The following is a 24,900-nucleotide window of genomic DNA, read 5'->3' as shown; positions in this document are numbered from 1 at the left end:
ATTGGTCCTGCCGCACATCAGGAACCCGTTCTTCGCCGACATCCTCGACGGCCTCACCGAATATCTGGAGAACACCGACTGCGGCGGCCGTCACCCGGGCCCCCGCCGCACTCGCCAGCCCCACGATCGGCAGCCCCAGCGCGCCACCGGCCCCCGTGACCAGCACCCGCGTACCCGGCTTCAGCTCGGCCGCCTCCACCAGGCTCAGGGCCGCGGGCCCGACCTGGATCAGCGCGGCCGCCCACCACAGAGGCACCTCGTCGGGCACCGGGACCACCGTCTCGACGTCGGCCACGACCCGCTCGGCGTACGCGCCGCCGCCGGGCAGGAACGCGGCCACCCGCCGCCCCGCCCACGCGCCGTCCACCCCGTCGCCCACCGACAGCACCCGCCCGGCCACGCCGGTGCCGGGCACGAACGGGGGCTCGCCGGGGAACCACTCCCGTCCCCACCCGGCCCGCAGCTGCGCGTCGAGCGACATCACGTCCACCACCGACACGCCGATGAGCACCTGCCCCGGGCCGGCCTCCGGCTCCGCCGCCTGCCGGACCTCCAGCACCTCGGGACCGCCGAACCTCGTCACCTCGATCACGTTCATGCGGCCGAGTCTGTAACCTCAAGTCCGGTTGAGGTCAATTCCGGGGCAGGTCACTCTCAGCCGAACAGCTTGTCCGCCTGCTGGATGACGACCATCACGGTCAGCGTGCCGAAGAACGCCACCGACCAGATCAGCGCGCCGAGCCGGTACGAGCGCACCTTGATGGCGTCGGGCAGCGAACGCCGGTTGAGGATGATCAGCAGGATCGAGTACACGAACATCATCACGGCCGCGAAGCACGCCGAGAGCACCAGCAGGATGAGCGGCTGGTCGAAGCCCGCCAGCAGGAAGGCGATCCCGATCAGCGCCATCGCCCAGACGGTGTAGAAGTAGACGCGGTTCACCGAGACGGGCTTGTCACGCAGGTAGACCGTCTTGATCGTGTCGGAGGCCAGTCGCGAGGTGTAGTCGACGATGCCCATGGCGGAGGCGAACAGCGCCAGCGCCCCGATCACCCAGAACAGCACCCCGAACCACGGCCCGACGACCTCCTGCAGCACCTCGCCCTCGACCTTGAGGAACTGGATGCCGTTGGCCAGCCCCTCCCGGCCGAACACGGTGGAGTAGGCCAGCATCGACATGAACGCGATCGTCAGGAACGACACCACGGCGAAGGTCCAGGCCTGCTCGATGTTCGCGAAGCGCCACCACTGCCGCCAGCGCGCCAGGTTCTCCTTGGTGGGCGCGAACTGGAAGCCGGTCGAGGCGGCCGCCTCCTCCTGGCCGGTCACCGGGCTGACCAGGCGCGGCACGTACAGGCCCATGCCGAAGCCCTTGTCGCGGATCCAGTTGCTCTGGCAGAGGTTCTGGCCGCCGCCCGCGCCGGCGTAGGCGATGGCGCCCATCAGCAGCGAGAACTCCAGCGGCGGCACCGGGATCCGGGCGCCGACGGTCAGGCCCTTGCCGAGCTGGACCCAGCTCTCCGCGTTGATCGCGAACAGGACGGCGACCAGGATCAGCGTGGCCACCAGGATGATCTTCACGAAGATGACCCGTTCGAGCGCGGTGTAGATCACCGGCGCCAGCGTCAGGCCGAGCGCGATCACGACGAGCATGCCGATGGCGATCCACCGCACGCTGCCCGCGCCCGACCCGGTCAGGTACGTCACCATCGTCGCGGACGTGGTGACCCAGCCGGGCCAGAGGTTCGAGCAGAGCGTCATCACCACGAAGACCAGGCCCCAGTGTTTCCACATCCGGCTGAAGCCGGTGAGCGCGGTCTCACCGGTGGCCAGCGTGTAACGCTCGATCTCCATGTTCAGGAACCACTGCGTGATGATGCCGATCGCGGCTCCCCAGACGAAAATGAGCCCGACTTGGGAGGCGATGTACGGCCAGAGAATGAATTCGCCCGACGCCAGCCCCACACCCGCGCCGACCAGCCCCGGGCCGATGATGCGCCAGGTCGATCGGGGAGGGTCGGGCAGGTCGCGGACGGTGACGGACGGTAGGACTCGCGCGGGAACGGTCGGGGTGAACTCCGCCATGCGAATCTCCTTGCTAAGCGTTGCTTAGCCGCCACATTACAGAGACCGCAAACTCTGGTGGAATACCTAGTTAACCTGCTTGACGACGTATTCTCCGCGTTCGGTGAAACCCACGACACGCCAGCCCGCTTTCATGCGCCGGCCGAGCGCGTCACGCACGGCCAGCCGCCACGCCGCGGCCGCCGCCGGGTCCTCGCGCCGCAGCCGCTCGACGTCCGCCGGCGTCCCCACGAGCACCGTGCCGCCCCGCGCCTCCTTGGCCACGGGCCACCCGCCCTCGTCCGACAGGAGCGCCTCGGCGGCGGGCGGTTCGCCGGGTTTCGCCGTTTCTGTGAGGCGCCATGCGGCCAGCAGCCGGTCGGACGCGTCACCCTCGTTGATCGCGTCGGCCATCTTCCCGTAGAAGTCCTCCAGGTACTCCTCCGGCATGGCGCCCAGCTTGACCAGGTTGAAGCGCGCGTTCCTGCGTACGAGGGGGTCGAACGTCCAGGTGATCCGCTCCAGCCCCCGGCCCAGGCACCACTCGCGCTGGTGCGACTTGAGCGCCTGGCCGATGCCCCTGCCGGTGACGGCGCCGGTCACGTGCGAGTGCAGCGTCCGCTCCGCCGCCCTGAACCCGACCGAGGCGCCCACGAGCGTGCCGCCCTCGTCGTACGCGCCCGCCACGTAGTTGCCCGTGTGCGCGAACCCGATCATCAGCTCTATCGTCACGGGCGGGTTGTGCGGCGCCGGGTGCCAGATGTCGTCGAAGAGCCGGTAGACCTCCTCGAACTCGCCGATCTCGCGCAACTCCCTGATCTTCACACCACCGTTCACCCCTCCATTTACGCACGCACGCCCGCGCGTGCCCGCCGGACGTCCCCTTACGCACGGCCGCGCGTCCCCGCCGGACGTCCCCAGCGGGATCGCCGGCGGAGCGTCGTCCCACGGCGCGGCGCGCTCCGCGGTGTCGCGTGCTCGGCGTCAGGCGTCGGCGGGGACCCGGAGCCTCGGTCCGGGGCCGCAGATCGGGGCCCGCAGATCCGGGGCCGCACCGTCGCGGCTACGGTGTCCGCAGGTCGACGGGGCGGTAGGCGGGGGCCGGGGGCCTGGCGGTGAGGCGGCGGTAGAGGGTGGTGGGGCCCGGCCAGTTGTTCGTCACGCGGCCCTCGGCCGTCTTGTACCAGCTCCGGCAGCCGCCGCCCCACACCATCCGCGCCATCGCCGCGTCGAGCTGCCCGCGCCAGGCCGCCATCACCTCGGGCCGCACCTCGATCGGCCCGTTGGCGGACAGGTGCGGCAGGCAGGACATGATGTGCTCCACCTGGCACTCGATCATGAAGACGATGGAGTTGTGGCCGAGGTTGGTGTTGGGGCCGTACAGGAGGAAGAGGTTGGGGAAGTTCGGCACGGAGATGCCCAGGTACGCCTCGGGTCCGCCCTTCCACTGCTCCTCCAGCGTGCGGCCGTCGCGCCCGGTGATCTCCATGGGGGCCAGGAACTCGGTGGTCCGGAAGCCGGTGGCGTAGACGATCGTGTCCACCTCGTGCGGGCCCTCGGTGGTCTCGACGCCCGTGGGCGTGATCCGTACGATCCTGTCCGTCACGACATCGACGTTGGGCCTGGTCAGCGCGGGATAGAAGGCGCTGTCGATGACGACCCGCTTGCAGCCCGGCGGGTAGTCGGGCGTGAGCTTGGCCCGCAGCGCCGGGTCGGGCACCTGGTCGTGCAGGTGCCGCAGGGCGCGTTTCCTGAGCAGGTCCGCGCTCCAGCCCTGGGCGAGCGCGGGATAGAGGGTGGCCTCGGCGTACCGGTAGAGCCACTCGCGGTAGGCGCGCTGGAGTCCGGGCACGTAGCGGAACCCCAGCCTGGCCAGCGGTCCGAAGGTGGTGTCCGGTTTGGGGATGACCCAGTTCGGGGTGCGCTGGAAGACGTACAGGCGCTCGGCCTGCTCCGCGACGCGCGGGATGAGCTGGGCCGCCGACGACCCGTTCCCGATCACGGCGACGCGGCGGCCGGTGAGGTCGTGGGTGTGGTTCCAGCGGGCGGAGTGGAAGGAGACACCCCCGAAGCTCGACATTCCCGAAATGTCGGGTAGGTGGGGGCGGTTGAGCTGGCCCACGCCGGTGACGACCACGTCGAACGCCTCGGTGCGGCCGCCGCTCGTCACCTGCCACCTGGTGCCGTCGAAGTCGGCGCGCTGGACTTCCGCGCCGAACCGGATTTTTCGCCTGACGTCGTATTTATCGGCGCAATGTTCAAGGTATCCAAGTATTTCGGGCTGTTCTGGGTAACGACGGGTCCAGCTCGCGTACTGCTCGAATGAGTACGAGTAAAGATGCGAGGGAATGTCGCACCCCGCCCCGGGATAGCTGTTGTCGCGCCAGGTGCCTCCGAGGTCGTCCGCCCTCTCGAAGATCACGTACGAGCGGATCCCGGCCCGTTCGAGCCGGATCGCCATGCACAGCCCGCCGAACCCCGCTCCGACGATCGCGACGCTTGGTGACATGCCGCCCTCCGCAGGTCAGGATTCACTTACATTACGCCGAACGCCGTTCCACCGACACCCTCTCCCGTGCCGATAGTCTGCGCAGGTGGCTGCTGTGTCGTTGACGAACGTGATCGAGGTGCTCGAGGCGGCCTACCCGCCCGCCCGGGCCGAGTCGTGGGACGCCGTGGGGCTGGTCTGCGGGGATCCGGCGCAGGAGGTGCGCCGGGTGCTGTTCGCGGTCGACCCGGTGGCGGCCGTGGCCGAGGAGGCCCTGGAGTGGCGGGCCGACGTGATCGTCACCCATCACCCCCTGTACCTGCGCGGCACCACCAGCGTGGCCGCGACCACGCCGAAGGGCCGCCTGATCCACACCCTGATAAAGAACGACATATCGCTTTACACCGCCCACACGAACGCCGACGTGGCCAACCCCGGCGTGTCGGACGCCCTGGCCAGGGCCGTGGGCCTGGTGGGCGACCTGGTGCCGCTCCAGCCGTTCCCGGACGACCCGTGGCGGGGCCTGGGCCGCATCGGCGAGCTGCCCTCGGCGATGACGCTGGGCGACTTCGCGGCGCAGGCCTCCAAGGGCCTGCCCCGTACGTCCTGGGGCATCCGCGTGGCGGGCGACCTCGACCGGCCCGTCACCCGCGTCGCGGTCAGCGGCGGCGCCGGCGACTCCGTGCTCGGCACGGCCAAGGCGGCCGAGGTCGATGTGTTCCTGACGGCGGATCTGCGGCATCATCCGGCGAGTGAGTTCGTGGAGTCGGGTGGGCCGGCGCTCATCGACGCCGCGCACTGGGCGACCGAGTGGCCCTGGCTGGACAGCGCGGCGTCCATCCTGCACTCGAGTGGCGTTACCGTTGAAACGCGCGTCTCCGCCACGGTCACCGATGCTTGGACAAAAGGATATTGATCATGAAAGCTGCCCCTGAGGCACAGAAGAGACTGCTCGACCTGGCAGAGCTCGACTCCGTGATTGATCGGCTGGCCCACCGCCGCCGCACCCTGCCCGAGCTGGCCGAGATCGATGAGCGGTCGAAGTTGTTCGCCAAGGTCGCCACCCAGGTGATCGAGGCCGAGACCGAGGCGGGCGACCTGGCCCGCGAGCAGGCCAAGGCGGAGAGCGACGTCGACGCCGTGCGCACGCGTGCCGACCGCGACCAGAAGCGCCTCGACTCCGGCGCCGTGACCTCGCCGCGCGACCTTTCCAGCCTGCAGTCCGAGATCGCCTCGCTGCACAAGCGCCAGGGCGACCTGGAAGAGGTCGTGCTGGAGATCATGGAGCGCAGGGAGGCCGCCGACACCAAGGTCACCGACCTGATCACGCAGCGTGACGAGCTTGCCGCCGCCCTGTCCACCGCCGAGGCCCGCCGCGACGAGGGGCTCCAGGGGATCGACAAGGAGGCTTCGGAGGTCCAGGGCCGCCGGGGCGGCGTCTCCGGCGAGATCCCCGCCGACCTGCTGGCGCTCTACGAGAAGCTCAAGGACCAGTACGGCGTGGGCGCCGCGATGCTGCGGGGCGGCCGGTGCCAGGGGTGCAAGGTGGCCCTGTCCATCGCCGAGATGAACCGCATCAAGGCCGCGCCCCACGACGACGTCCTCCGTTGTGAGGAGTGCCGGCGCATCCTCGTACGTACGGCAGAGTCAGGCCTGTGACCTCCTACGTCATCGAGGCGGACGGCGGCTCCCGCGGCAACCCGGGGCCCGCCGGCTACGGCGCGGTGGTCATGGACGCCTCCGACGGCCAGGTGCTGGCGGAGGCGGCCGAGGCCATCGGCGTCACGACCAACAACGTCGCCGAATACCGCGGCCTGATCGCCGGCCTGCAGGCCGTGCTCCGGCTCGGCGGCGAGGGCGCGCCGGTGGCCGTCCGGATGGACTCGAAGCTGGTCATCGAGCAGATGGCGGGCCGCTGGAAGATCAAGAACGAGGGGCTGCGGCCGCTCGCGATGGAAGCCGGATCGCTGGTCAGGCGGCTGCGGGTGACGGAGTGGACCTGGATCCCCCGCGAACGCAACAAGCACGCCGACCGCCTGGCCAACGAGGCCATGGACGCGGCCGCCAAGGGCCTGACCTGGAAGGCCGGCGGCACCACCCAACCAGAGCTACAGGAAGAGCCCCCGCCCGCCGTCGGACAGCTCCCGACCGCGGGCGGACAACCCCCCTCGGCCCGCACTGCGGCCCCCACCGCGTCGGCGGCCACCACGTCGCCTGCCATCGCCCAGCAGACAGACCTCCTCGACATAGGCGCAATCGGCACCACGGGCACCATCTCCGAAATATCCGCCCCAACCGCCTCCACCGCCGCGGCCCAGCAACGCACGGCCAAGGCGCCCGCCAAGGGCACCGGCTGGGCTCCGCCGACCCGCGTGGCCACGTCCTTGCTGCTGCTCAGGCACGGCGAGACCGCGCTGTCCGTGGAGCGCAGGTTCTCGGGCAGGGGCGACGCCGAGCTCACGGCCAACGGCCTGGCCCAGGCCGCGGCGGCCGCCGAACGGCTGTCGCGGGAGCCGTACCGGCTGGATGTGATCGTCAGCTCGCCGCTCAAGCGCGCCAGGCAGACCGCGGAGGCGGTCGCCCGGCGGACCGGCCTCGACGTCGAGGTGGACAAGGACCTCAGGGAGCTCGATTTCGGCGACTGGGAGGGCCACACGTTCACGGAGGTCCAGCGCCGCTGGCCCGCCGAGCTCTCCACCTGGCTCGCCGACCCGGAGACCGCGCCGCCGGGCGGCGAGAGCTTCACCACGGTCGCCCGCCGCGTCCAGGCGGCGGGGGAGCGGCTGGTGGAGCGCTACGAGGGCAAGACCGTCCTCGCGGTCTCCCACGTCACGCCCATCAAGATGCTGCTGCGGCTGGCCCTGATGGCCCCGCTGGAGTCCCTCTACCGCATGCACCTCGACGTGGCCTGCCTGTCGCTGATCGAGTACTACGCGGACGGCCCGGCCGTGGTGAAGTCGTTCAACGACACCTCACACCTGCGCCGTTGACCGGAAACGCCGCGGAGCTTGGTAAAGTGCTAGAGACGAGTCGGCCGGGCGACCGCGTCGGGCCATCCGGCCCGCCGAGGAAGGTCCGGGCTCCACAGGGCAGGGTGGTCGGTAACACCGACCCGGGGTGACCCGCGGGACAGTGCCACAGAAAGCAGACCGCCTCCCGGTTGACGGGAGGTAAGGGTGAAAGGGTGGTGTAAGAGACCACCAGCGCCCACGGTGACGTGGGCGGCTAGGTAAACCCCACCCGGAGCAAGGTCAAGAAGGGACGCTCTCCGGAGCGTCCCGCGCGCGACGTTCGAGGGCTGCCCGCCCGAGCCGCGCGGGTAGACCGCTCGAGGCCGCCGGCAACGGCGGCCCTAGATGGATGGTCGCCCCTTCTCACGAAGGACAAAACCCGGCCTACAGGCCGACTCGTCACACTCCGCCCCTGTGACCAGGGGCGGAGCACCCTTCAAGATTCCAGTTGACGCGGACTTGAGCGTACGCGCCTGTGGGTCTGCGTGTGCCGATACGGAGGTCGGGATCCACCTTGGCGACCTCGCCTAGCGTGATGATCCCCTCATGCGGGGTGGTGCGGGTGCCGTCATACACGCCGGCCGGGCGCTTGGCCTTGGTGCCGGCGAGCAGGGCCTTGAGCGTTGCGGGGTCGCTCAGCCGCATGTCGCCACAGGTCAGGGCAAGGAACTGCTTGTCCTTGATGACCCCCCAGCTCCTGCCTTCCGGCAGACGCTCGCGCCAGAACGAGGACTGCTCGTAGTACCGATCCGGGAAGACAAGGAAGCGCTCGGGGTCCTTGCCATCCCCGGGATCGAGGATCTGGCTTGCGATGACCTCACCGTGAGCCAGTTCGTGGACTCCCGACCGCCGAAAAGTCCGCGGCTCTCCATCCCAGGACGTGGAGACCGTGACGTGCGAGAACGTCACGCCGTTGCCGCTCGCGAGCTGGTGGCGCAGCGCGGCGACGGGGTTGAGGCGAGCCTCGGCCACGGCCGACGGTGGGACGATCACGGCTACGGACGTGATCGTCAGGGCAAGCGCCCAGAGCCTCATGCGGTCGTCTCCTCGGAACGGGGGCAGACGGGTGATCATCGTAGGCGGATATCTCGTCCCGGTATCAACGTGATTGGCTCAATGAATCGGCCTGACCTCACACCTGAACCCGCGTGAATCGATCGACATGCTGCAGGTCTGGTTCGAGTCCTGTCGCCGGCTTGACAAAGCTGAGCGATACACAGCAACGAGCATGAGTTACTTGTCGTCGCCGTAGTAGATGGAGAAGGGGTCGTCGAAGTCGAGAGGTTCGTTCACGTCAAGTGTGAGCTGAACGCTCCTGGTGGGCCTGAGACCCGGGACATCATCGAGGATCGTGTCCTCACCCGAGGCGTGCATGAGCTGGTAGACGGCCCGGCTCACGGTCTGCACGTCAAATTCGGCGTCATCCTCGACGTCGTCCGGCCACACTTGCAGGTAGGCAGCCCGGCCGGCGGCCATCAGCGCCTCCCGGTCGTTGATCAGAAAGTCGTGGCGTATGAGTACGGCGATCCGCTCCGCAGACTCCGTTTCCGCAGACTCCTCTTCCTCTTCGTCGTCCTCGATGCGGTAATCGAAGGAAGGGGAGATCCCGGTGAGATCGAACTGGGCGTCGCAGAAGCGGCGAGCTACCTCCGAGAGCGGGCTGTCCATCGCAAAGATCTCCGCAATTTCCCGTTGGCGCCCCTCCATTCCGCACAAGGTCTCGGCGTGCTGAAGCACCTCTGCCGCGAACGCTTCGGCCGCCTCTCGTAACCGCTTCCGGGCCTCGTCCGAGAACTGCGTGACCTCCTTGTGGACCTCATCGTCCTTGAACGAAGCCGTGTCCCGATCGCCCATGGAGGATCCCTTCGTCCGATCCAGTCTCACCAGTGCACGGTGCGGCACACTAACCAGTCCATCGACCTAGGCAAAGCCCACTCCTCCCGATCGCGAGGACTGCTTTGGGAGGAAGAAGCCGCAGGTTCACATTGGCCACGGACGTGGTTCCGCCGGCGGAAGCTCGGGACAGGGGCTCGGCACCGTGCCACCATGCCGACGAGCGATGTGAGCCTCAAGTAACCGAACGGCCAGTCCGTGACGGTAGTGGAAGGCGAAGAGCTGCGGAACATCCCCATTAGGGCCCGGACGTTCGGGATCAGCCCCATAGGCCAAGAGCACGGCGGTACATGCAGCGTTCAGCGGCTGTCGGGTCTGGGATGCTCCGTCAGCTTCCATGTCGATCGCGTGCAAGAGCAAGGTCATGTCGGACCACACCTCGTTTGGATCGGTGCCGGCATCGAGTAACCGAGTCAACTCCTCCAGGTCACCGTGCTCCACCGCCTGATGCGCCTGAGTCATCGGCTCGTAGGCTGCCGCTTCATGTTCCATGGCTGTGATCAAAGCAGACATCATGGTCCTGGCGCCGGGCACGCGGCAGGGGCATAACCGCGGCTCCTCGCAGGGCACTTCCCGGCCCGCTGCCGCTCCCTGGTGGGGGCGACGGGCACGGAGAAAATGCGTGGCGGGGCCCGTGTGCCTGACGTTATCTTCTCCATGGGTGCGCCGGACGTGCCCTTTCTGCGGCTTTGAATCAGCAGATCGGAGGTGCGGAGCGGAATGGCTTGTCGCCTCCACGCGCTCTGCTTCGACGCACACAACCCGCTCCGTCTCGCGCGCTTCTGGGCCGGCGTCCTGGACTGGGAGCTGGCCGACGACCCCCGGGACGGCGTCGCGCTCCTGCCGGGCGATGACACCGGGTTCCGGATCCGGTTCCTGGCGTCCCAGGCGCAGAAGATCAGCCAGAACCAGATGCACTTCGACCTGACGAGCAAGTCCCTCGAGGGCCAGCAGGAGACGGTGGCGAGGGCGCTCGGGCTCGGCGGCCGGCACATCGACGTCGGTCAAGGTCCGGAGGATGAGCACGTGGTGCTCGCGGACCCCGAAGGCAACGAGTTCTGCGTGATCGAGCCGGGCAACAACTTCCTCGCCGAATGCGGATTCGTCGGAGCGCTCGCGTGCGACGGCTCGCAGGAGGTCGGCTACTTCTGGAGCGAGGCGCTGGGCTGGCCGCTGGTCTGGGATCAGGACCAGGAGACCGCGATCCGCTCGCCGCAGGGCGGCCCGAAGATCACTTGGGGCGGTCCGCCGCTGGATCCGAAGACCGGGAAGTACCGGCTGCATTTCGACCTCGCTCCGCCCGCCGACGGTGATCAGCAAGCGGAGGTCGAGCGGCTCATCTCCCTCGGGGCGACGCGCGTCGACATCGGTCAGGGCGAGGTCGACTGGGTGGTCATGGCCGATCCCGATGGCCATGAGTTCTGTGTTCTGAGCCCGCGATAGCGCCGTCGTTCGAGCCCTCTCGTGGCCGCTGACCAGGCGAAAGTCTCCTTAGCCCGTTCGTGAGGCGAGGTGTGGCGCACGTCACAGACGGCCCATGTCACGTATCGACGAGCAGCTTGCATCACGTGGTCGTCAGTGCGATGAGAAAGGCGCAAAGATGACCAAAAACCGTGAAGCGGGCACGCATCGGGTTCTGATTCTGGGGGCGGGGTACGCGGGCATGGCCGCGGCGATCCAGCTCGCGGCTCGGGGCAAGCGGCGCGAGGACGTGCAGGTGACCCTGGTGAACGCGCAGGAGCGGTTCACCGAGCGGCTGCGGCTGCACATGTCGGCGACCGGGCAGCGGGTCGCCGAGCTGAGCATCCCGGAGCTGCTGGCGGGCACGGGCGCGCGGTTCGTGCGGGGCTGGGTGACGGCGGTGGACGCGGACGCGAAGCTCGTACGGATCGACGACGACCGGGTGCTGCACTACGACACGCTGGTGTACGGGCTGGGCAGCATGGCCGACACGGCGGCGGTGCCGGGTGTGGAGGATCACGCGTACACGCTCAACAGCGCGCAGGACGCCGAGCTGCTGGCCGATCGCCTGGCCCGGCTGGGCCGTGGCACGGTCGTGGTCGGCGGCAGCGGGCTGACCGGCGTCGAGTCGGCCGCGGAGATCGCCGAGCAGTACCCGGAGCTGGACGTCGTGCTGCTGGGCCGGCAGGAGCCCGGCGCGGCCATGAGCCCCAAGCCGAGGGCGTATCTGCAGGCCGCGCTCGCGCGCCTGGGCGTCCGGGTGCTCAGCGGGGTGGAGGTGGTGAAGGTGCTGCCGGACGCGGTGGAGCTGGCGGGCGGAGAGCTCGTCGCCGCCGACGCCGTGCTGTGGACGAGCGGTACGCGGGTGTCGCCACTGGCCGCCGCGGCCGGTCTGACCGTCGACGAGCGTGGCAGGGTCGTCACCGATGCCGCGCTGCGGTCGGTGTCGCACCCGGACGTGTACGCCGTGGGCGACGCGGCCGCGATCCGGCAGGGCTACGGCGTCATGCACGGCACCTGCCAGGGCGGTATGCCGACCGGTGTGCACGCCGCGGTGTCGATCGTCCGCACGCTGGACGGCAGGCGGCCCAAGCCGTTCCGCTTCGGCTACTACCACACGCCGGTGAGCCTGGGGCGGCACGACGCGGTCGTCCAGTTCACCCACCCCGACGACAGCCCCCGACGGGTCCATCTCACCGGCCGGACGGCGGCACGGTACAAGGAGACGGTGACCGCCTCGCCCTGGCCCACCTATGGCCGCATGAAGAAGCTGCCCGCCTCGGGCGTGTTCTGGCCCCGCGGCGGCCGCTTCACCCGGGGTGTCCGGTGACGCAGCCGTACTCCGATCGCGACCAGCAGGTCTTCAACCAGCATCGCAACCTGCTGTTCTCCGTGGCCTACCGCATCCTCGGCACCGTGGCGGACGCCGAGGACGCGGTCCAGGAGGCCTGGATCAAATGGTCGGCCGCCGACCGTTCGCAGGTGGCCGACCCCAAGGCCTATCTGGCGCGGATCGTGTCGAACCTGGCGCTGCAACGGCTGCGCTCCACGCAGCACCAGCGTGAGACCTACGTCGGGCCGTGGCTTCCGGAGCCGATCCTGACCAGCGGCGACACCGCCGACGACGTGACGAACGCCGAGTCGGTGTCGACGGCGATGCTGGTGGTGCTGGAGACCCTGAGCCCGCTCGAACGCGCGGTCTTCGTGCTGAAGGAGGTCTTCGGCTTCAGCCACGCCGAGATCGCGGAGGCGGTGGAGCGCTCCGAGTCCGCGGTGCGCCAGGCCGCGCACCGTGCTCGCGAGCACGTACGGGCCCGGCGGCCCCGGTTCACCGCGGACCGGTCGCGGCAACGCGACGTCACCGAACGCTTCCTCGCCGCCGCGACCGGCGGCGACATCAACACCCTCATGGAACTGCTGTCCCCGGACGTCACCCTGTGGACCGACGGCGGCGGCAAGGTTCGCCAGGCGCTGCGGCCGGTGGCGGGCGCGGAGACGGTGGCCGCCTGGTTCGCCGCCATCGGTCAGGTCACCTACCAGGGCGTCGAGCCCGCCGACATGAACGCCGCACTGGTCGAGATCAACGGCGGCCCGGGCGTGGTGTTCAGCGGCCCGGGCCGGGTGATCGCCACCGTCACGTTCGACTTCGACGCCGAGGGTCGCATCTTCACCATCCACAACATCGCCAACCCGGACAAACTCCAGGCCATCGCGGACGGCACCACGCGCGACGTCCGTACCCCCTGAGACTTCGCGCGCGGGACTAACGGCTGAGGAGCTCGCTGAAGATCTCCACCACTTCGGGCCGGTCGAAGGGGCCGACGTGGGGCGCCGCGACGCTTCGCACGTCGGTCGGGTTGTCCGGCGTGAGGCGGTCGGCCTCCTGGATGAACCGGTCCTGCAGCGCCGGCGGGATCAGCCGGTCGAGGGTGAAGCGTACGTAGGTCCGGGGAATGCGGCCCCACGTGTGCGCCTCGCCCCGGGCGTCGGCCATGGGGATGCCGGCGGACTCGTCCGGTTCGAGCAGGTTGAGCAGCCGGCTCACCCCCTCGTCGGTGAAGTCGCCGGCCAGAGCCTCCTTGACGCCGCGGATCACCGCCGGGTCGGCCGAGCGCCAGTTGAGCCGGGTCACCCCGAGGACCGCGGGGTCGGCGACCAGCGCCTGGGTCACTTGGGGGAGCAGGCTGTCGCTGTTCTCGGGGGTGGAGAGGTAGGCGGCCAGGTTCGGCAGGTCCACGCAGCAGTACGCGGCGACATAGACGACCCGGTCGAGCAGCTCGGGGATGGCGTTGCCGACCCTGCTCACGGTGACGCCGCCCTGGCTGGCGCCGGCCAGGATCACGGGCCCTAGGCGGCGGGCGCGGCGGACCACGTCCACGACGCGTTCGACGTAGTCGTCGATGGTGATCTTGGCGAGCGGCGACGGCTCGGTCGCCAGCGCCTGGAGGTCCTGCGGGGCCTGGTACGCGCGGGGGTAGAACGCCTCGTCGCCGTGTCCCGGAAGGTCGACCATCAGGGCTCGGTGCCCGCGCAGGGTGAGTTCGCGGATCAGCCCCGTGCCCAGGGCCGAGGAGGAGTTGGTCCCGTGGACGAACACCAGGGTCGGCGCGCGTCCTGCTTCATGGTTGGTCATCGTCGTTCTCTTCCTTGTTCGTCGGGTTTGTGCGGCCGGTTAAGGGCGTGGTGGTCACGGGCGCGGCCGGCGCCACATCGGCCACAGGAGCGGGCTGTCGGCCACGCGTACCGGTTCGCCGAGATCCTCGAAGCCGTGCCGCAGGTAGAGGTCGCGGCTGCGGGGCGAACTCGCCTCCAGGTACGCGGCGAGCCCGTCGGCGTCCGCCCGCTCCAGCCGGTGCCGCAGCATCGCCGTACCGAGTCCGGCGCCCTGCCGCCCGCCGACCACGCCCATGCACGCGAGGTAGAGGTGCGGTTCGTGGTCGGGGTGCCGTTGGGCCAGCGCCTCGCCGACGGCCTGCAGCCGTGCTCCGTTCTCGCCGAAGACCTGGTCCGCCCCCTCGTGGGACGTCTGGCCGGTGGCCGGCGCCAGCCACAACGAGGCGCCTTCGCGACCGCCGATCAGGTACGCCTCGGCGGTGGGATGGGTCAGCAGGGAGCGGTAGAAGTGCGACTGGAGCCGACCTCGTTCGCTCACCTCGGGGAAGAGCCAGCAGGCGAGGGGGTCGTTCATGAACGCCTCGGTGAGGACGTCCAGCACCGCCTGCTCGTCCGCTCCATCCGCCTTCCGCACGGATGCGTACGGTGTATCAACTGTCATGCGTACAGAGTATTTCGATAGCCGCCCTTCTGGCTGTTTTAGAGGAAGGAAGTGAACTAGTACTGTATAGAGTGAACTAGTGCACTTATCGATGGATCGGAGGTCCCCATGCAGCGAACGAATCCGCCCTATCAGCGGATCGTCGCGGAGATCCGTGCCCGGATCCTGAGCGGCGCCCTGCGGCCCGGCGACCGGATGCCGTCCATCCGGCAGATCGCCCAGCGATGGGGCGTCGCGCTCGCCACCGCGACCAAGGTGATGGCGGCGCTGCGCGACGAAGGGCTGGTCGAGACAAAGGTCGGCTCCGGCGCGGTGGTCGGCTCACGTACGACCCTCAAGCAGCCGGCCGTGCCGCCGAGGCCGCGGCAGGCCGGCGTCCCCAAGCAGGCGCTCAATCGCGAGCAGATGCTCCGCACCGCCATCAAGATCGCCGACGCCGAAGGGCTCGACGCCGTGTCCATGCGGCGGCTCGCGGCCGAGCTCGGCGCCGGTCCGATGTCGCTCTACCGGCACGTGGAGAACAAGGACGAGCTGGTGACGCAGATGGTCGACGAGGTCTTCGGCGAACCGGAGCTCCCCGTGCCCGGGCCGGACGGCTGGCGGGCCAAGCTCGAACTGATCTCCCGCGCGCAATGGCAACTGGTACGGCGGCACCTCTGGCTGCCCAGGGCCGTCTCGTTCACGCGCCCGCTGCTCGTGCCCAACATGATGGCCCACACCGAATGGACCCTGCGCGCGCTCGACGGGCTCGGCCTGCCCATGACGACCTGCATCCGAGAGGCGCTCGCACTGCACGGACTGGTCATCACCGTCGCCCTGTCGATGGCGGACGAGGTCGAGGCGGAGCAGGAGACCGGTGTGACCCTCGACCGGTGGTGGCTCGCGCAACGGAACCGCGCCGACGAACTCCTCAACAGCGGACGATTTCCGCTGCTGGCCACGATTCCGGAGGAGACGGTGTCGGACCTGGACGGGCTGTTCGAGTACGGCCTCGCGCGTCATCTGGACGGCTTCGCCGCCCTGGTCGAGGGTCAGGCCCGGGCGCGACCATGAGCCCTCGTCAGGCTTCGACGTTCCGCAGCGCCGTGTCGGCCAGGACGGGGTCACCCGCGGGAGCGGGCTTGGCGGGGATGCGCTTGCCCAAAGTGACGAACAGCAGGATCAGGCCCACGGTCAGCAGGACGTGACCCAGGCCGGAGATCAACGCGATGGCTTCACCACTGGGGCGGCCCAGGACGGTCAGGGTGCCGTGGAGGGTCATCATGGCGACGGTCACCGCCAGGCCGGCGTTGTAGATCCAGAAGAACCAGCCGAAGAGCCGGACGGAGGTCAGCGCGAACAGCTTCTCCAGAGCGAGGACCACGAGAAAGAACAGCATCCCGAGCGCGAGCAGGTGCGTGTGGACGACGTCCAGCTGCGTGTCGCCGGTGAAGCCCGTCAGCTTGGTCAGCTCGCGGTAGTACAGGCCGCTGACCAGCCCGAGGATCATGTAGACGTGAGCAACGTTGAGGATCTTCCTCATGGGCGCTGACCTTCACTCTCGCGCGGGGGAAACGGTGCGGCCCTCGCCGGGTGAGGTTCGCTGGAGGGGAGTTCTTCTGGTGCCGGTCGGTGCCGGTCGGTGCCGGTCGGACATTATCGGACTGTGGTCCGTTATCGCAATGCCGCCGGAGGGCTCGGGTCGAGGCCGGTCAGGGCGGAACTCGCGGCCCACACGCGGGCCGCGAGTTCGGTGTCGGCCAGGTGGCCGCGTACGGGTTCGAGGGTGGGCAGGCCGCGGATCCCGAAGACGCGGGGTCCCCATAGCTGGCCGCCTCGTACGGAGGGGTCGAGTACGGCCCGGACGGCGGGCCAGGCGGCGGCTTCCTTGCCCTGGAGGAGGAGGCCGGCGGGCAGGCCGCGCAGCCGTTCGCCGGTGGTGGGCAGGTGGACCGGCGGGCGGGCCGGTGTGAGGGAGTCGAGTGCGCCGCCGGGGTGGGTGACCACGCTCAGCGTCGTGCTGCCGGCGGCGCGCAGGCGGCGGTCGAGTTCGAAGCCGAAGAGCATCTGCGCGAGCTTGGATCGGGCGTAGGTGCGTTTGGGCCGGTAGTCGCGCGTGCTCTGGAGGTCGTCGAGGTCCAGGGTCTCGGACTTGGCGGTGAAGCTGCCGGTGGTGACGACGCGGCTCGCGGGCGTGGCCGTGAGCAGGGGCGCGAGCCAGTGGAACAGCGCGAAGTGCCCCAGGTGGTTGGTGGCGAACATCAGCTCGTTTCCGTCCCCGGTGACCCGCCGTCGTGGCTGGTCGAGCAGCACTCCGGCGTTGCAGACGACCGCGTCCAGCCTCTCCAGGCTCAGGGCGTCCACGGAGGCTTTGAGCGAGGGGAGGTCGGCGAGGTCCAGGCGGATGTGCCGTACGTCGGCGCCGGGGACGCGGGCGCGGATCGAGGCCCGCGCGGCTTCGGCCTTGGCGGTGTCGCGGCTGCCGAGGATGACGGTGGCGCCGGTGCCGGCGAGTTGTTCGGCGACGAAGTATCCGATGCCGGCGTTGCCGCCGGTGACGAGGAAGTGCTTGCCCTCGGCGGGCGGCAGGCGTCGTACGTCCCAGGGGGACATGGTGGGCTCCCTTGTCTCGATGATTTCTGAACTGACTCTGAAACTATAGTCATTATGGATTCGTAGGCGTTCTAGGTTTCGCTACGATGAAGAAGTGGAGATGGGGCGCCGGGAGCGCAAGAAGGCACAGACCCGCCGGGCGTTGTCGGACGCCGCGTTGCGGCTGTTCGCCGAGCACGGGTACGACGGCGTCACCGTCGCCCAGATCGCCGACGAGGCGGACGTCTCCATCGCCACGCTGTTCGCGCACGTGCCGGACGGCAAGGAAGCATTGATCTTCGACGACGGCGCGGAACGGCACGTCCGGCTGGCCGCCGCTGTTCGCGACCGGCCCGCCGGTCAGTCCGTACTGGAAGCCCTGCGCCGCTGCTTGGCGGGTCGGGGGCCGTTCACCGACGATCTCCCGCCCGAGCTGCGGGCCAAGCGTGATCTGATCGTCAGTACGCCCGCCCTGCGGGAGTACTCGCGCAAGCTCTGGATAGCCGGTGAGGGGCCCTTGGCCGAGGCGATCGCCGCCGAGAGCGGCCGCGAACCGTCCGACATGACCGTCCGCGCGCTCGCCCGCTATGTCCTGGAGATTCCTGAGCTCGCGGGCGTGGAGGCCGACCCCCTGACCGCGATGAACGCCATCTTCGACCTGCTCGAGGCCGGCTGGCCCCAGGCGCACGAGGAGGCCTGACCGGCTCACCCGATCCTGGGGGTGAACTCCGGACGGCGAGGCTGCTCCGGACGGCGAGGCTGCTCCGGACGGCGAGGCTGCTCCGGACGGCGAGGCTGCTCCGGACGGCGACGCCGCTCCGGACGGCGACGCCACTTCCAGCGGCGAGGCCACTCCCGGCGCCACACCTGCAGCACGGGGCCGCCACCCAGTCGCCCCTTAAGCATGGCGCGCCCACCTCGCGGGTCCCTCCAGCACGGCGGCCCCATCCCGTCGCCCCAACCCCGCCGGCCCGTCCGGCACGGCGCGTCCACCCCGCCGGCCCGTCCAGCGCGGCGTAGCCATCCCGTCGCGGCCCAGGCGACTCGGCTCCGCCCGAGGCGTCGTCACCGCTCAGCCTGGCCGCGTGCCTTCGGCCACCACCACGGACTCGGCCATTACCCGTCGCCGCGTGCGGTCGGCGCCTGACCGGCGCGTTCGGTTCCCCACTGGGCACAGTTGAAACTCAACCCACAGTCGTACAAGTGATCCAAAAAATCGGACTCCGGGTGCATTGGAGCAGGTCCAGCCCTCGCGATAACGTCCATCGCATGACGCTTTCCCTCCACCGACGCGCAGTCGTGGCCGACACACACAACGATCTGCTCATGGCCGTCTCCGCGCGGCCGCCTCAGCAGTGGGCCTCGTTCTTCCGGGAGAGATGGCTGCCCCAGCTCGTCGAGGGCGGGGTCGATCTGCAGGTCCTGCCGGTCTTCATCGACGACCAATATCGGCCGGAGGGCGCGCTGAGGCAGACGTTGCGCATGATCGAGTGTGCGCACGTGCTGGCCGAGGGAAATCCCGACCACGTCCGGATCTGTCTGAACGCGGCCGACATCGACCGCACGCTCGAAGAGGGCAAGATCGCGCTGGTGATCGCGCTGGAGAGCATGCCGGGCATCGACGCCGACGTCGAGCTGATCTCGACCGTTCACCGCCTTGGCGTACGGGTGGCGTCCATCGCGCACTTCGGGCGCACGGCGTTGGCCGACGGCAGCGGTGAGGACGCCACGGGCAGTGGCCTGACCTCCCACGGCATCGCGGCCCTGGAGGAGATGGAGCGGCTCGGCATCGTCTTCGACGTCTCCCACCTGGGCGCCTCCGGCGTGGCGCACGTCCTGGAGCTGGCCACCAGACCGGTCATCGCCACCCACTCCGCCGCCAGGGCGCTGCGCGACCACCACCGCAACCTCACCGACGACCAGCTCCGGGCGGTGGCCGCCACGGGCGGCGTGATCTGCGTCAACTTCTTCGCCCCCTTCCTCGCCGAGCGCGAGGAGGACATGACCCTCGACCGCCTGCTCGACCACATCGAGCACATCGTGTCCGTCGCCGGGATCGACCACGTCGGGCTCGGCCCCGACTTCATCCGCGAGGTCATGGACGACCTGACGCCGCCGTGCTGCGAGGGCCTCAACACGAGGGGTGTCAACCCGAAGTCGGCCGTCCCGGGGTTGGCGGGTCCCTCCGGCCTGCCCATGGTCACCGATGGCCTGCTCGCCCGCGGCCTCCCGGAGAAGGACGTCACGAAGATCATCGGCGGCAATGTACACCGCTTCCTGAGCGAGCAACTGGCGTGATCGGCGGCGAGCGCTCGTGGTCCGGTCGGCGGCTGCCGTTGCCCGGTCAGCGGCAGCCGTGGTTCGGTCAGCGGCAGGTGCGGTCGCCTTCCGGGTAACAGCTGAGCCGGTCAACGCCGGCGTGCACCTCCTTCCGGGAAATAGCCGAGTCGGTGAACATCGCTCTCCGGCCAGGTAGCTCGGTCGGTCAACGCCGGCGCGCAAGCTTTCCGGCAAATAGCTGGGCCGGTTGGCGGCAGCGTGCACCGGTTCCCGGGTAAGTAGCAGGTGGAGTGGGTGGCGGCGGCCGGTGCCGTCCCCTGGGTGAGCGATTGATGGCGTTGGCGGCAAGGTGTGCTGGTTCCTGGGTGGGGAACTGGTTGGGTCGGTGGCAGTGGATGTGCTGCTTGGGCGAGTGGGCGGCGGCGTTCGCGATCTCTTGGGTGAGCGGTTGATGGCGTTGGCGGCAAGGTGTGCTGGTTCCTGGGTGGGGAACTGGTTGGGTCGGTGGCAGCGGGCGTGCTGCTTGGGCGAGTAGTCGGTGGAGTGGGCGGCGGCGTTCGCCATCTCCTGAGTGAGCGATTGACGGCGTTGGCGGCAGCGTGCGCTGGTTCCTGGGCGGGAGCCGGTTCGGTCGGTGGCAGTGTGCACCGCTTTTAGCGGTTCTGAGTGTGCGGCATGCGCATCACCCCCTTCATCACCCCTTCTCGGACGGCCATCGGGCCGGTGCGAGCTGACGGCTGCGGAGAGGAAACGGAATGAAGCACGAGCTCTACGGAGGAACGGCGTGATCGAGGATCTCGAAGAGCTGGTGTTGTGCGAGTCCTTCACCCACGACCTGGAAGCCGTCGCCCGCAGCGCGAAGGTCGTGGCGGCGATGGGAGCCCGTTACCTGGGTACGCAGCCCGAGTTCCTCGTGATCGACGGCGTCACGCACGTGCGCTGGACGTTCGGCACCCCCAAGGTGTTCCTGTTGTGTCACCACGACACCGTCTGGCCGATCGGCACCCTCGCCACCCACCCTTGGTCCGTGGTGGACGGCGTGGCCCGGGGGCCCGGGGTGTTCGACATGAAGGCGGGGCTGGTGCAGACGTTCCACGCGCTGGCCGGGCTCGAATCGCTCGACGGCATCACTCTGCTGATCAACGGTGATGAGGAGTGCGGCTCCCGTACGTCGGCCGAGCTGATCAAGGAGACCGCCCGCGGGCTGGCCGCCGCGTTCGTCATGGAGGCGAGCGCCGACGGCGGCGCGCTGAAGACGTCCCGCAAGGGCACCGCCCTCTACACCGTCAACGTTCGCGGCCGGGCCGCGCACGCCGGGCTGGAGCCCGAGAAAGGGCTGAACTCCGCGATCGAGCTGGCCCACCAGGTCCTGGCCATCGCGGCCATGGGTGCCGGGGCCACCACTGTCACGCCGACGGTCCTGTCGGCCGGCACGGCACGCAACACCGTCCCCGCCGCGGCCTCGGTCTCGGTGGACGTGCGAGTGGCTGAGATGTCGGAGCAGGATCGGGTGGACGCGGCCTTCCGCGCGCTCCGGCCGGTCCTGCCGGGCACCCGCCTGGAGGTCCTGGGCGGCCCCAACCGGCCGCCGCTCGAGAGCGGGATGTCGGCCTCGCTGTACGCGTTGGCGCAGGAGCTGGCGTCGGACCTGGGACTGGGGCCGCTGATCTCGGCCTCGGTGGGCGGTGCCTCGGACGGCAATTTCACGGCGGGAGTCGGCTGCCCGACCCTCGACGGGCTGGGCGCGGTGGGTGGCGGGGCGCACGCGGACGACGAGCACGTCATCGTCGCCGAGATGCCCCGGCGCACCGCCCTCCTCCGCGCCCTGATCGACGCCGTCCGTCGCGGGGCGTGAGCGTGGGTGTCCTCGCCGTCTGACCCGAGGTGGGTGTTCGTCCTGGTGGCCGCTGGACTGTTCCTCCCGGTGGTCGTAGGACTGTTCGTCCCGGTGGCCGTAGGACGGCTTGGGCGATCTCCTCGGCGGTGCCGAGCCGGTGGGTTGAGGGGCTGGTGGGTTGAGGGGCCGGTTGGTTGGTTGAGGGGCTGTTGGCTTCGGCGTCGGCGTGGTTGGAGGCACGGCCGGAGATGCCGACAAGGCCATTGAGGCCGGAGATGGCGTCGAGTCCGCTAGCGTCACCGAGTCCGATTGAGGCCTTAGATGCCGTCGAGGGCCTTGAGTCTGCGGTCGAGCCTGGGATGCCGTGCGAGGCCAATGAGGCGCGAGATGCCGTCCGGGCCGGTGGATGCGTCGAGGCCCTTGAGGCCGGATACTGCCGAGGCCGATTGGGGCCGGGGATACTGCCGAGGCTTGGGATGCCGCCGAGGTGACGATGGCTCTGCTGTCCTGTGCGCGCACGTGCCGCAGTGGAGGTCCCGGCGGCGATCAGGTCTGATGCGGTGACGTGTCAGAGGCCGTGTCAGCTCGGCAACGGTCCGATATCAGCGCGGTCGGCGATGGTGGGTCCCATGAACGGCTCAGCCATCACGGCCGCGTGCTCGACGGCATCGCTCCGGATGTCCGGTGAGGCACGGCTCGGATCCGACGGCCCTGGGAAGACCGCGGCAGCGAACGTGTTGTCGCACGACCGGCTCACCGGCGAGGAAACCCGCTGCTGACGGCAGACCCAGCGTCATCGCTTCCATTCAGTCCTGATCGCGATTTCCCGACTTGAACCTAGGTCGATGAGAGGAATGACCATGGAAATCCCCCTCACCAAAATGCCGACCGCGCGTCAGCCCGGCTGCCCCTTCGACCCGCCCAAGGAGCTGATCCAGACCCGCGAGCACAGCCCGATCACTCCCTACCCCTTTCCCGGCGGACACCAGGGCTGGCTGATCACCGGATACGACCTGGCCCGGTCGGTCCTGGCCGACCCGCGGTTCAGCTCGCGCAAGGAGCTCATGCGCCACCACCCGCTGATCGACTACAGCGAGTACGGCGACATCGAGCTCCCCCCGGCGCCGCCCGGTGAGTTCCTCCTCATGGACGAGCCCCAGCACAGCCGCTACCGCAAACCGCTGGTCGGCAAGTTCACCGTCCGGCGGATGCGGCTGCTCACCGAGCGGGTCGAGCAGGTCACCGCCGATCACCTGGACGCCATGGAGAAGGCCGGCCCGTCGGCGGACCTGGTGACCGCGTTCGCCAAGCCCATCCCGGCCATCATCATCTGCGAGCTGCTGGGCGTGCCGTACGAGGATCGGGGCCGCTTCCAGGACAACATCGACAAGTTCCTCGGCGGGGAGGTCAGCGACGAGGAACTGATCGCCGCCTACACCGCGGTCCAGCAGTACCTCGCGGAGCTGGTGGTCGCCAAGCGCGCCAATCCCACTGACGACGTGCTCAGCGACCTCACCGACAGCGACCTGACCGATGAGGAGCTGCGGGGGATGGCCCTGATCCTGCTGTCGGCCGGGTTCGACACCACCGCGAACATGCTGGCGCTGGGCACCTTCGCGCTGCTGCAGAACCCGGACCAGCTGGCCGCGCTACGCGCCGACCCCACGCTCACCGAGAAGGCCGTGGAGGAGCTGCTGCGGTATCTGACCGTCGCCAAGCAGTTCCAGAGAGTGGCACTGGAGGACGTCGAGCTGGGCGGCCAGATCATCAAGGCCGGCTCGACGGTCATCCTGTCGGGCAACACCGCCAACCGCGACCCCGAGCGCTTCACCGATCCCCACACTCTCGACCTGCGCCGGCAGGACGGCGGGCACCTGGCCTTCAGCCATGGCATCCACCAGTGCCTGGGCCAGCAGCTTGCCCGCGTCGAGATGCGCGTCGCCTTCCCCGCGCTGCTCAACCGCTTCCCCACGCTGCGCCTGGCCGTACCGGCTGAAGAGGTCAGCCTGCGCCCGGAGACCGCCGACATCTACGGGGTCAAGAGCCTCCCGGTCACCTGGGACGCATGACCGCCGCGACGTAACGCACCCTCGTCCATCCCATGCCGCAGCCCTCGCCGCCGGGGCGGGGTGGAGGTGGAGAATGGGCGGCCTCACCTGCGGTCCGCAGCCTTGGAGAGGCCCTGGTGACGAGTTCGGCGACGTGTTCGACCGCTTTCACCCCGGCCCCCATCGTGCGGTGCCGGTGGGAGATGACGGTGATCAGGTACGTGTGACCGTGGCGGTCTCGTACCCAGGCCGACACTGTCCACCGTCGCGCGGCTGCGGCAGCCGGCCGTTCTTGAGGGCCACGTCCTCGCGCCTGGCCGCGCTGACACCCCACGACTGCTCCGGCGTCACGCCGCTCATCAAGCCGAGCATGCAGCGGGGAGGGGCTCTTTGGGGGAGGTGAGCGAGGAGGCGGCGCTGGTCGTGGTCGCGCCCCACGCTCCTCCGGGGCCGGGGGTCGTGTCGCGCAGGGCGGCCGCCAGGCCCGGCGCGCCGCCGATCGCGGACCGCAGTGTGGACGCGGCCGCGTTGTCGCTGACCTTGACGGCCCGCGCCGCCGAACGCCGTTCTTAGCCGGTGAGGCCACGGTGCCGGCGCTGGCCTTGAGCGGCAGCGCGACCACGAGGTCGACCTTGACGATGCTGGCGGTGGTGGTAGGTGGCTCGCGTACCGACACCGAGAGCTGACCTGGGAGGTCCTTCCTGCACCACGAACCGCGCGGACCAGGCGCTGACGGTGTGGTCGCGGCGACCGGGCAACGTACATGGGGTGATCGGGACCACGAGGTCGGTTGCGCCACCGAGGTGGGTCCTGCGCGGCCGCGTGACAGACCTCGGCATCAGCCGAGCAGCTCCAGTTCGTCGTCTTCGTCATCGGCGGTGGCGTTGAGGGCGCCGTGGGCTATTCCTCCCGGGCCGGACGGAGTACCCGGCGCACGGCGCCACGCAGCCACTGGTGGGCCCCGTCGGCGGTGTGGCGCGGGTGCCAGGCCATGCCGATCGTCAGTGGTGGCAGCGGCAGCGGGATTTCCAGCAGGCGTAGTCCCAGCGCGTGCGCCGCGTCGCTGAGTGGTGAAGGGGGCTCGCCCGGCAGCGCGGTCGGCACCAGGCAGACCACGTCGCCGACGGCGGCCAGCGCCATCGCCGCCAGATGTCCGGGCAGGACGGCGCTGACCCGCCGACTGAGCCCTTGCTCGGCCAAGGCCGTGTCCAGCGGGCCGGTGAAGCGTCCCCGGCGGCTGACCGTGACGTGCTCGGCCGCGGCCAGCCTGGCGGGGGTCAGGGTTCCTTCTGCGAGCGGGTGTCCGGCCCTGACGCCGGCCGCCATCCGCAGCGTGACCAGCTCTTCGACCCGGGTCTCCGGGTCGACGTGGTCGATGGCCCCGATCTCCAGGTCGATCCGGCCCTCGCGCAGCGCGGGGCCCGCCTCCCACTCCTCGGCCAGCACCCGCAGCGAGACGCCCGGCGCCCGGC

At 69.7% G+C, this 24,900-nt stretch carries 25 protein-coding genes and 1 other RNA gene; 13 read left to right on the top strand and 13 right to left on the bottom strand.

The genetic code is table 11. The features are described from left to right. From ACWDX9_RS38450 to ACWDX9_RS38435, 4 genes are all read right to left on the bottom strand, one after another. On the bottom strand, positions 1 to 598 hold a 598-nt coding region (locus ACWDX9_RS38450; protein ID WP_449963189.1), incomplete at its 3' end, for an alcohol dehydrogenase catalytic domain-containing protein. Positions 599 to 654: 56 nt separating this feature from the next. After that, the gene (locus tag ACWDX9_RS38445) at positions 655 to 2,085 is read right to left on the bottom strand and encodes an Nramp family divalent metal transporter (protein ID WP_449963186.1); all 1,431 of its coding nucleotides are present in this window, start codon (positions 2,083 to 2,085) and stop codon (positions 655 to 657) included. Positions 2,086 to 2,151: 66 nt separating this feature from the next. Further along, on the bottom strand, positions 2,152 to 2,901 hold the full coding sequence (locus tag ACWDX9_RS38440; RefSeq protein ID WP_449963183.1) for a GNAT family N-acetyltransferase: 750 nt from the start codon (positions 2,899 to 2,901) through the stop codon (positions 2,152 to 2,154). 226 nt (positions 2,902 to 3,127) lie between these two features. Continuing rightward, positions 3,128 to 4,573, bottom strand: a complete 1,446-nt coding sequence (locus ACWDX9_RS38435) for a flavin-containing monooxygenase (RefSeq protein ID WP_449963180.1) — start codon at positions 4,571 to 4,573, stop codon at positions 3,128 to 3,130. 94 nt (positions 4,574 to 4,667) lie between these two features. On the opposite strand from ACWDX9_RS38435, the gene ACWDX9_RS38430 reads away from it, so the two are divergent. From ACWDX9_RS38430 to rnpB, 4 genes are all read left to right on the top strand, one after another. Then, complete coding sequence (locus tag ACWDX9_RS38430) at positions 4,668 to 5,468, top strand: Nif3-like dinuclear metal center hexameric protein (RefSeq protein WP_449963177.1); 801 nt, start codon at positions 4,668 to 4,670, stop codon at positions 5,466 to 5,468. Between the two features lie 2 nt (positions 5,469 to 5,470). Continuing rightward, entirely contained in the window at positions 5,471 to 6,211 is a 741-nt protein-coding gene (locus tag ACWDX9_RS38425) for a zinc ribbon domain-containing protein (protein WP_357730568.1), read from the top strand. Continuing rightward, the gene (locus ACWDX9_RS38420; protein ID WP_449963172.1) at positions 6,208 to 7,542 is read left to right on the top strand and encodes a bifunctional RNase H/acid phosphatase; all 1,335 of its coding nucleotides are present in this window, start codon (positions 6,208 to 6,210) and stop codon (positions 7,540 to 7,542) included. The genes ACWDX9_RS38425 and ACWDX9_RS38420 overlap by 4 nt, the downstream gene beginning before the upstream one ends. Before the next feature lie 36 nt (positions 7,543 to 7,578). Next, positions 7,579 to 7,966, top strand: an RNA gene (rnpB, locus tag ACWDX9_RS38415) — RNase P RNA component class A. On the opposite strand, the gene ACWDX9_RS38410 is transcribed toward rnpB, so the two are convergent. From ACWDX9_RS38410 to ACWDX9_RS38400, 3 genes are all read right to left on the bottom strand, one after another. Continuing rightward, the gene (locus ACWDX9_RS38410) at positions 7,963 to 8,598 is read right to left on the bottom strand and encodes a hypothetical protein (protein ID WP_449963169.1); all 636 of its coding nucleotides are present in this window, start codon (positions 8,596 to 8,598) and stop codon (positions 7,963 to 7,965) included. The two genes, rnpB and ACWDX9_RS38410, sit on opposite strands and share 4 nt — an antisense overlap. Before the next feature lie 198 nt (positions 8,599 to 8,796). Continuing rightward, positions 8,797 to 9,417 (bottom strand): hypothetical protein, encoded by a 621-nt coding sequence (locus tag ACWDX9_RS38405; RefSeq protein WP_449963166.1) that lies wholly within the window; start codon positions 9,415 to 9,417, stop codon positions 8,797 to 8,799. A 126-nt stretch (positions 9,418 to 9,543) separates the two neighbouring features. Continuing rightward, positions 9,544 to 9,960: a hypothetical protein gene (locus ACWDX9_RS38400; protein WP_449963164.1), complete on the bottom strand. Its 417-nt coding sequence runs from the start codon at positions 9,958 to 9,960 to the stop codon at positions 9,544 to 9,546. A gap of 216 nt (positions 9,961 to 10,176) precedes the next feature. Here ACWDX9_RS38400 and ACWDX9_RS38395 point away from each other — a divergent pair, with 216 nt between their 5' ends. From ACWDX9_RS38395 to ACWDX9_RS38385, 3 genes are all read left to right on the top strand, one after another. Then, positions 10,177 to 10,899, top strand: coding sequence for a VOC family protein (locus ACWDX9_RS38395; RefSeq protein WP_449963161.1), 723 nt, complete (start codon positions 10,177 to 10,179; stop codon positions 10,897 to 10,899). A gap of 157 nt (positions 10,900 to 11,056) precedes the next feature. Further along, on the top strand, positions 11,057 to 12,247 hold the full coding sequence (locus ACWDX9_RS38390) for an NAD(P)/FAD-dependent oxidoreductase (protein ID WP_449963158.1): 1,191 nt from the start codon (positions 11,057 to 11,059) through the stop codon (positions 12,245 to 12,247). Beyond that, positions 12,244 to 13,164 carry an RNA polymerase sigma-70 factor gene (locus ACWDX9_RS38385; protein WP_449963155.1) on the top strand — a complete coding sequence of 307 codons (921 nt, stop codon included), beginning with the start codon at positions 12,244 to 12,246 and terminating at the stop codon, positions 13,162 to 13,164. The genes ACWDX9_RS38390 and ACWDX9_RS38385 overlap by 4 nt, the downstream gene beginning before the upstream one ends. 16 nt (positions 13,165 to 13,180) lie before the next feature. Here the strand turns inward: ACWDX9_RS38385 and ACWDX9_RS38380 are convergent, their stop codons facing one another. Beyond that, positions 13,181 to 14,050, bottom strand: coding sequence for an alpha/beta fold hydrolase (locus ACWDX9_RS38380; protein ID WP_449963152.1), 870 nt, complete (start codon positions 14,048 to 14,050; stop codon positions 13,181 to 13,183). 54 nt (positions 14,051 to 14,104) lie between these two features. Further along, positions 14,105 to 14,665 carry a GNAT family N-acetyltransferase gene (locus ACWDX9_RS38375; protein WP_449963149.1) on the bottom strand — a complete coding sequence of 187 codons (561 nt, stop codon included), beginning with the start codon at positions 14,663 to 14,665 and terminating at the stop codon, positions 14,105 to 14,107. Positions 14,666 to 14,800: 135 nt separating this feature from the next. Between ACWDX9_RS38375 and ACWDX9_RS38370 the strand changes: the two genes are divergently transcribed. Next, positions 14,801 to 15,745, top strand: coding sequence for a TetR/AcrR family transcriptional regulator C-terminal domain-containing protein (locus tag ACWDX9_RS38370; protein WP_449963146.1), 945 nt, complete (start codon positions 14,801 to 14,803; stop codon positions 15,743 to 15,745). A 7-nt stretch (positions 15,746 to 15,752) separates the two neighbouring features. Here ACWDX9_RS38370 and ACWDX9_RS38365 read toward each other — a convergent pair whose 3' ends face one another. Together ACWDX9_RS38365 and ACWDX9_RS38360 are read right to left on the bottom strand one after the other, a co-directional pair. Next, positions 15,753 to 16,214, bottom strand: coding sequence for a DUF2871 domain-containing protein (locus tag ACWDX9_RS38365; RefSeq protein WP_449963143.1), 462 nt, complete (start codon positions 16,212 to 16,214; stop codon positions 15,753 to 15,755). Positions 16,215 to 16,345: 131 nt separating this feature from the next. After that, positions 16,346 to 17,284 carry an SDR family NAD(P)-dependent oxidoreductase gene (locus tag ACWDX9_RS38360; protein ID WP_449963140.1) on the bottom strand — a complete coding sequence of 313 codons (939 nt, stop codon included), beginning with the start codon at positions 17,282 to 17,284 and terminating at the stop codon, positions 16,346 to 16,348. Positions 17,285 to 17,384: 100 nt separating this feature from the next. Between ACWDX9_RS38360 and ACWDX9_RS38355 the strand changes: the two genes are divergently transcribed. The 4 genes from ACWDX9_RS38355 (at position 17,385) to ACWDX9_RS38340 (ending at position 23,449) form a co-directional block, all read left to right on the top strand. Beyond that, positions 17,385 to 17,963, top strand: a complete 579-nt coding sequence (locus tag ACWDX9_RS38355; protein WP_449963192.1) for a TetR/AcrR family transcriptional regulator — start codon at positions 17,385 to 17,387, stop codon at positions 17,961 to 17,963. A 569-nt stretch (positions 17,964 to 18,532) separates the two neighbouring features. Continuing rightward, entirely contained in the window at positions 18,533 to 19,561 is a 1,029-nt protein-coding gene (locus ACWDX9_RS38350) for a dipeptidase (RefSeq protein WP_449963137.1), read from the top strand. A 766-nt stretch (positions 19,562 to 20,327) separates the two neighbouring features. Further along, the gene (locus tag ACWDX9_RS38345; protein ID WP_449963134.1) at positions 20,328 to 21,398 is read left to right on the top strand and encodes a M20 family metallopeptidase; all 1,071 of its coding nucleotides are present in this window, start codon (positions 20,328 to 20,330) and stop codon (positions 21,396 to 21,398) included. 842 nt (positions 21,399 to 22,240) lie between these two features. Next, complete coding sequence (locus tag ACWDX9_RS38340) at positions 22,241 to 23,449, top strand: cytochrome P450 (RefSeq protein WP_449963131.1); 1,209 nt, start codon at positions 22,241 to 22,243, stop codon at positions 23,447 to 23,449. A gap of 192 nt (positions 23,450 to 23,641) precedes the next feature. Here ACWDX9_RS38340 and ACWDX9_RS38335 read toward each other — a convergent pair whose 3' ends face one another. Then, positions 23,642 to 23,788, bottom strand: coding sequence for a hypothetical protein (locus tag ACWDX9_RS38335; protein ID WP_449963128.1), 147 nt, complete (start codon positions 23,786 to 23,788; stop codon positions 23,642 to 23,644). A 30-nt stretch (positions 23,789 to 23,818) separates the two neighbouring features. On the opposite strand from ACWDX9_RS38335, the gene ACWDX9_RS38330 reads away from it, so the two are divergent. Continuing rightward, positions 23,819 to 24,001: a hypothetical protein gene (locus ACWDX9_RS38330; RefSeq protein WP_449963125.1), complete on the top strand. Its 183-nt coding sequence runs from the start codon at positions 23,819 to 23,821 to the stop codon at positions 23,999 to 24,001. 327 nt (positions 24,002 to 24,328) lie between these two features. Here ACWDX9_RS38330 and ACWDX9_RS38325 read toward each other — a convergent pair. Further along, positions 24,329 to 24,900 (bottom strand): LysR substrate-binding domain-containing protein (locus ACWDX9_RS38325; protein ID WP_449963122.1); only part of this gene is annotated, 572 nt, incomplete at its 5' end.

This window comes from Nonomuraea sp. NPDC003201 (assembly GCF_053590415.1).
The sequence above is the reverse complement of the archived record's forward strand: the minus strand, read 5'-3'. Positions and strand labels throughout refer to the sequence as shown.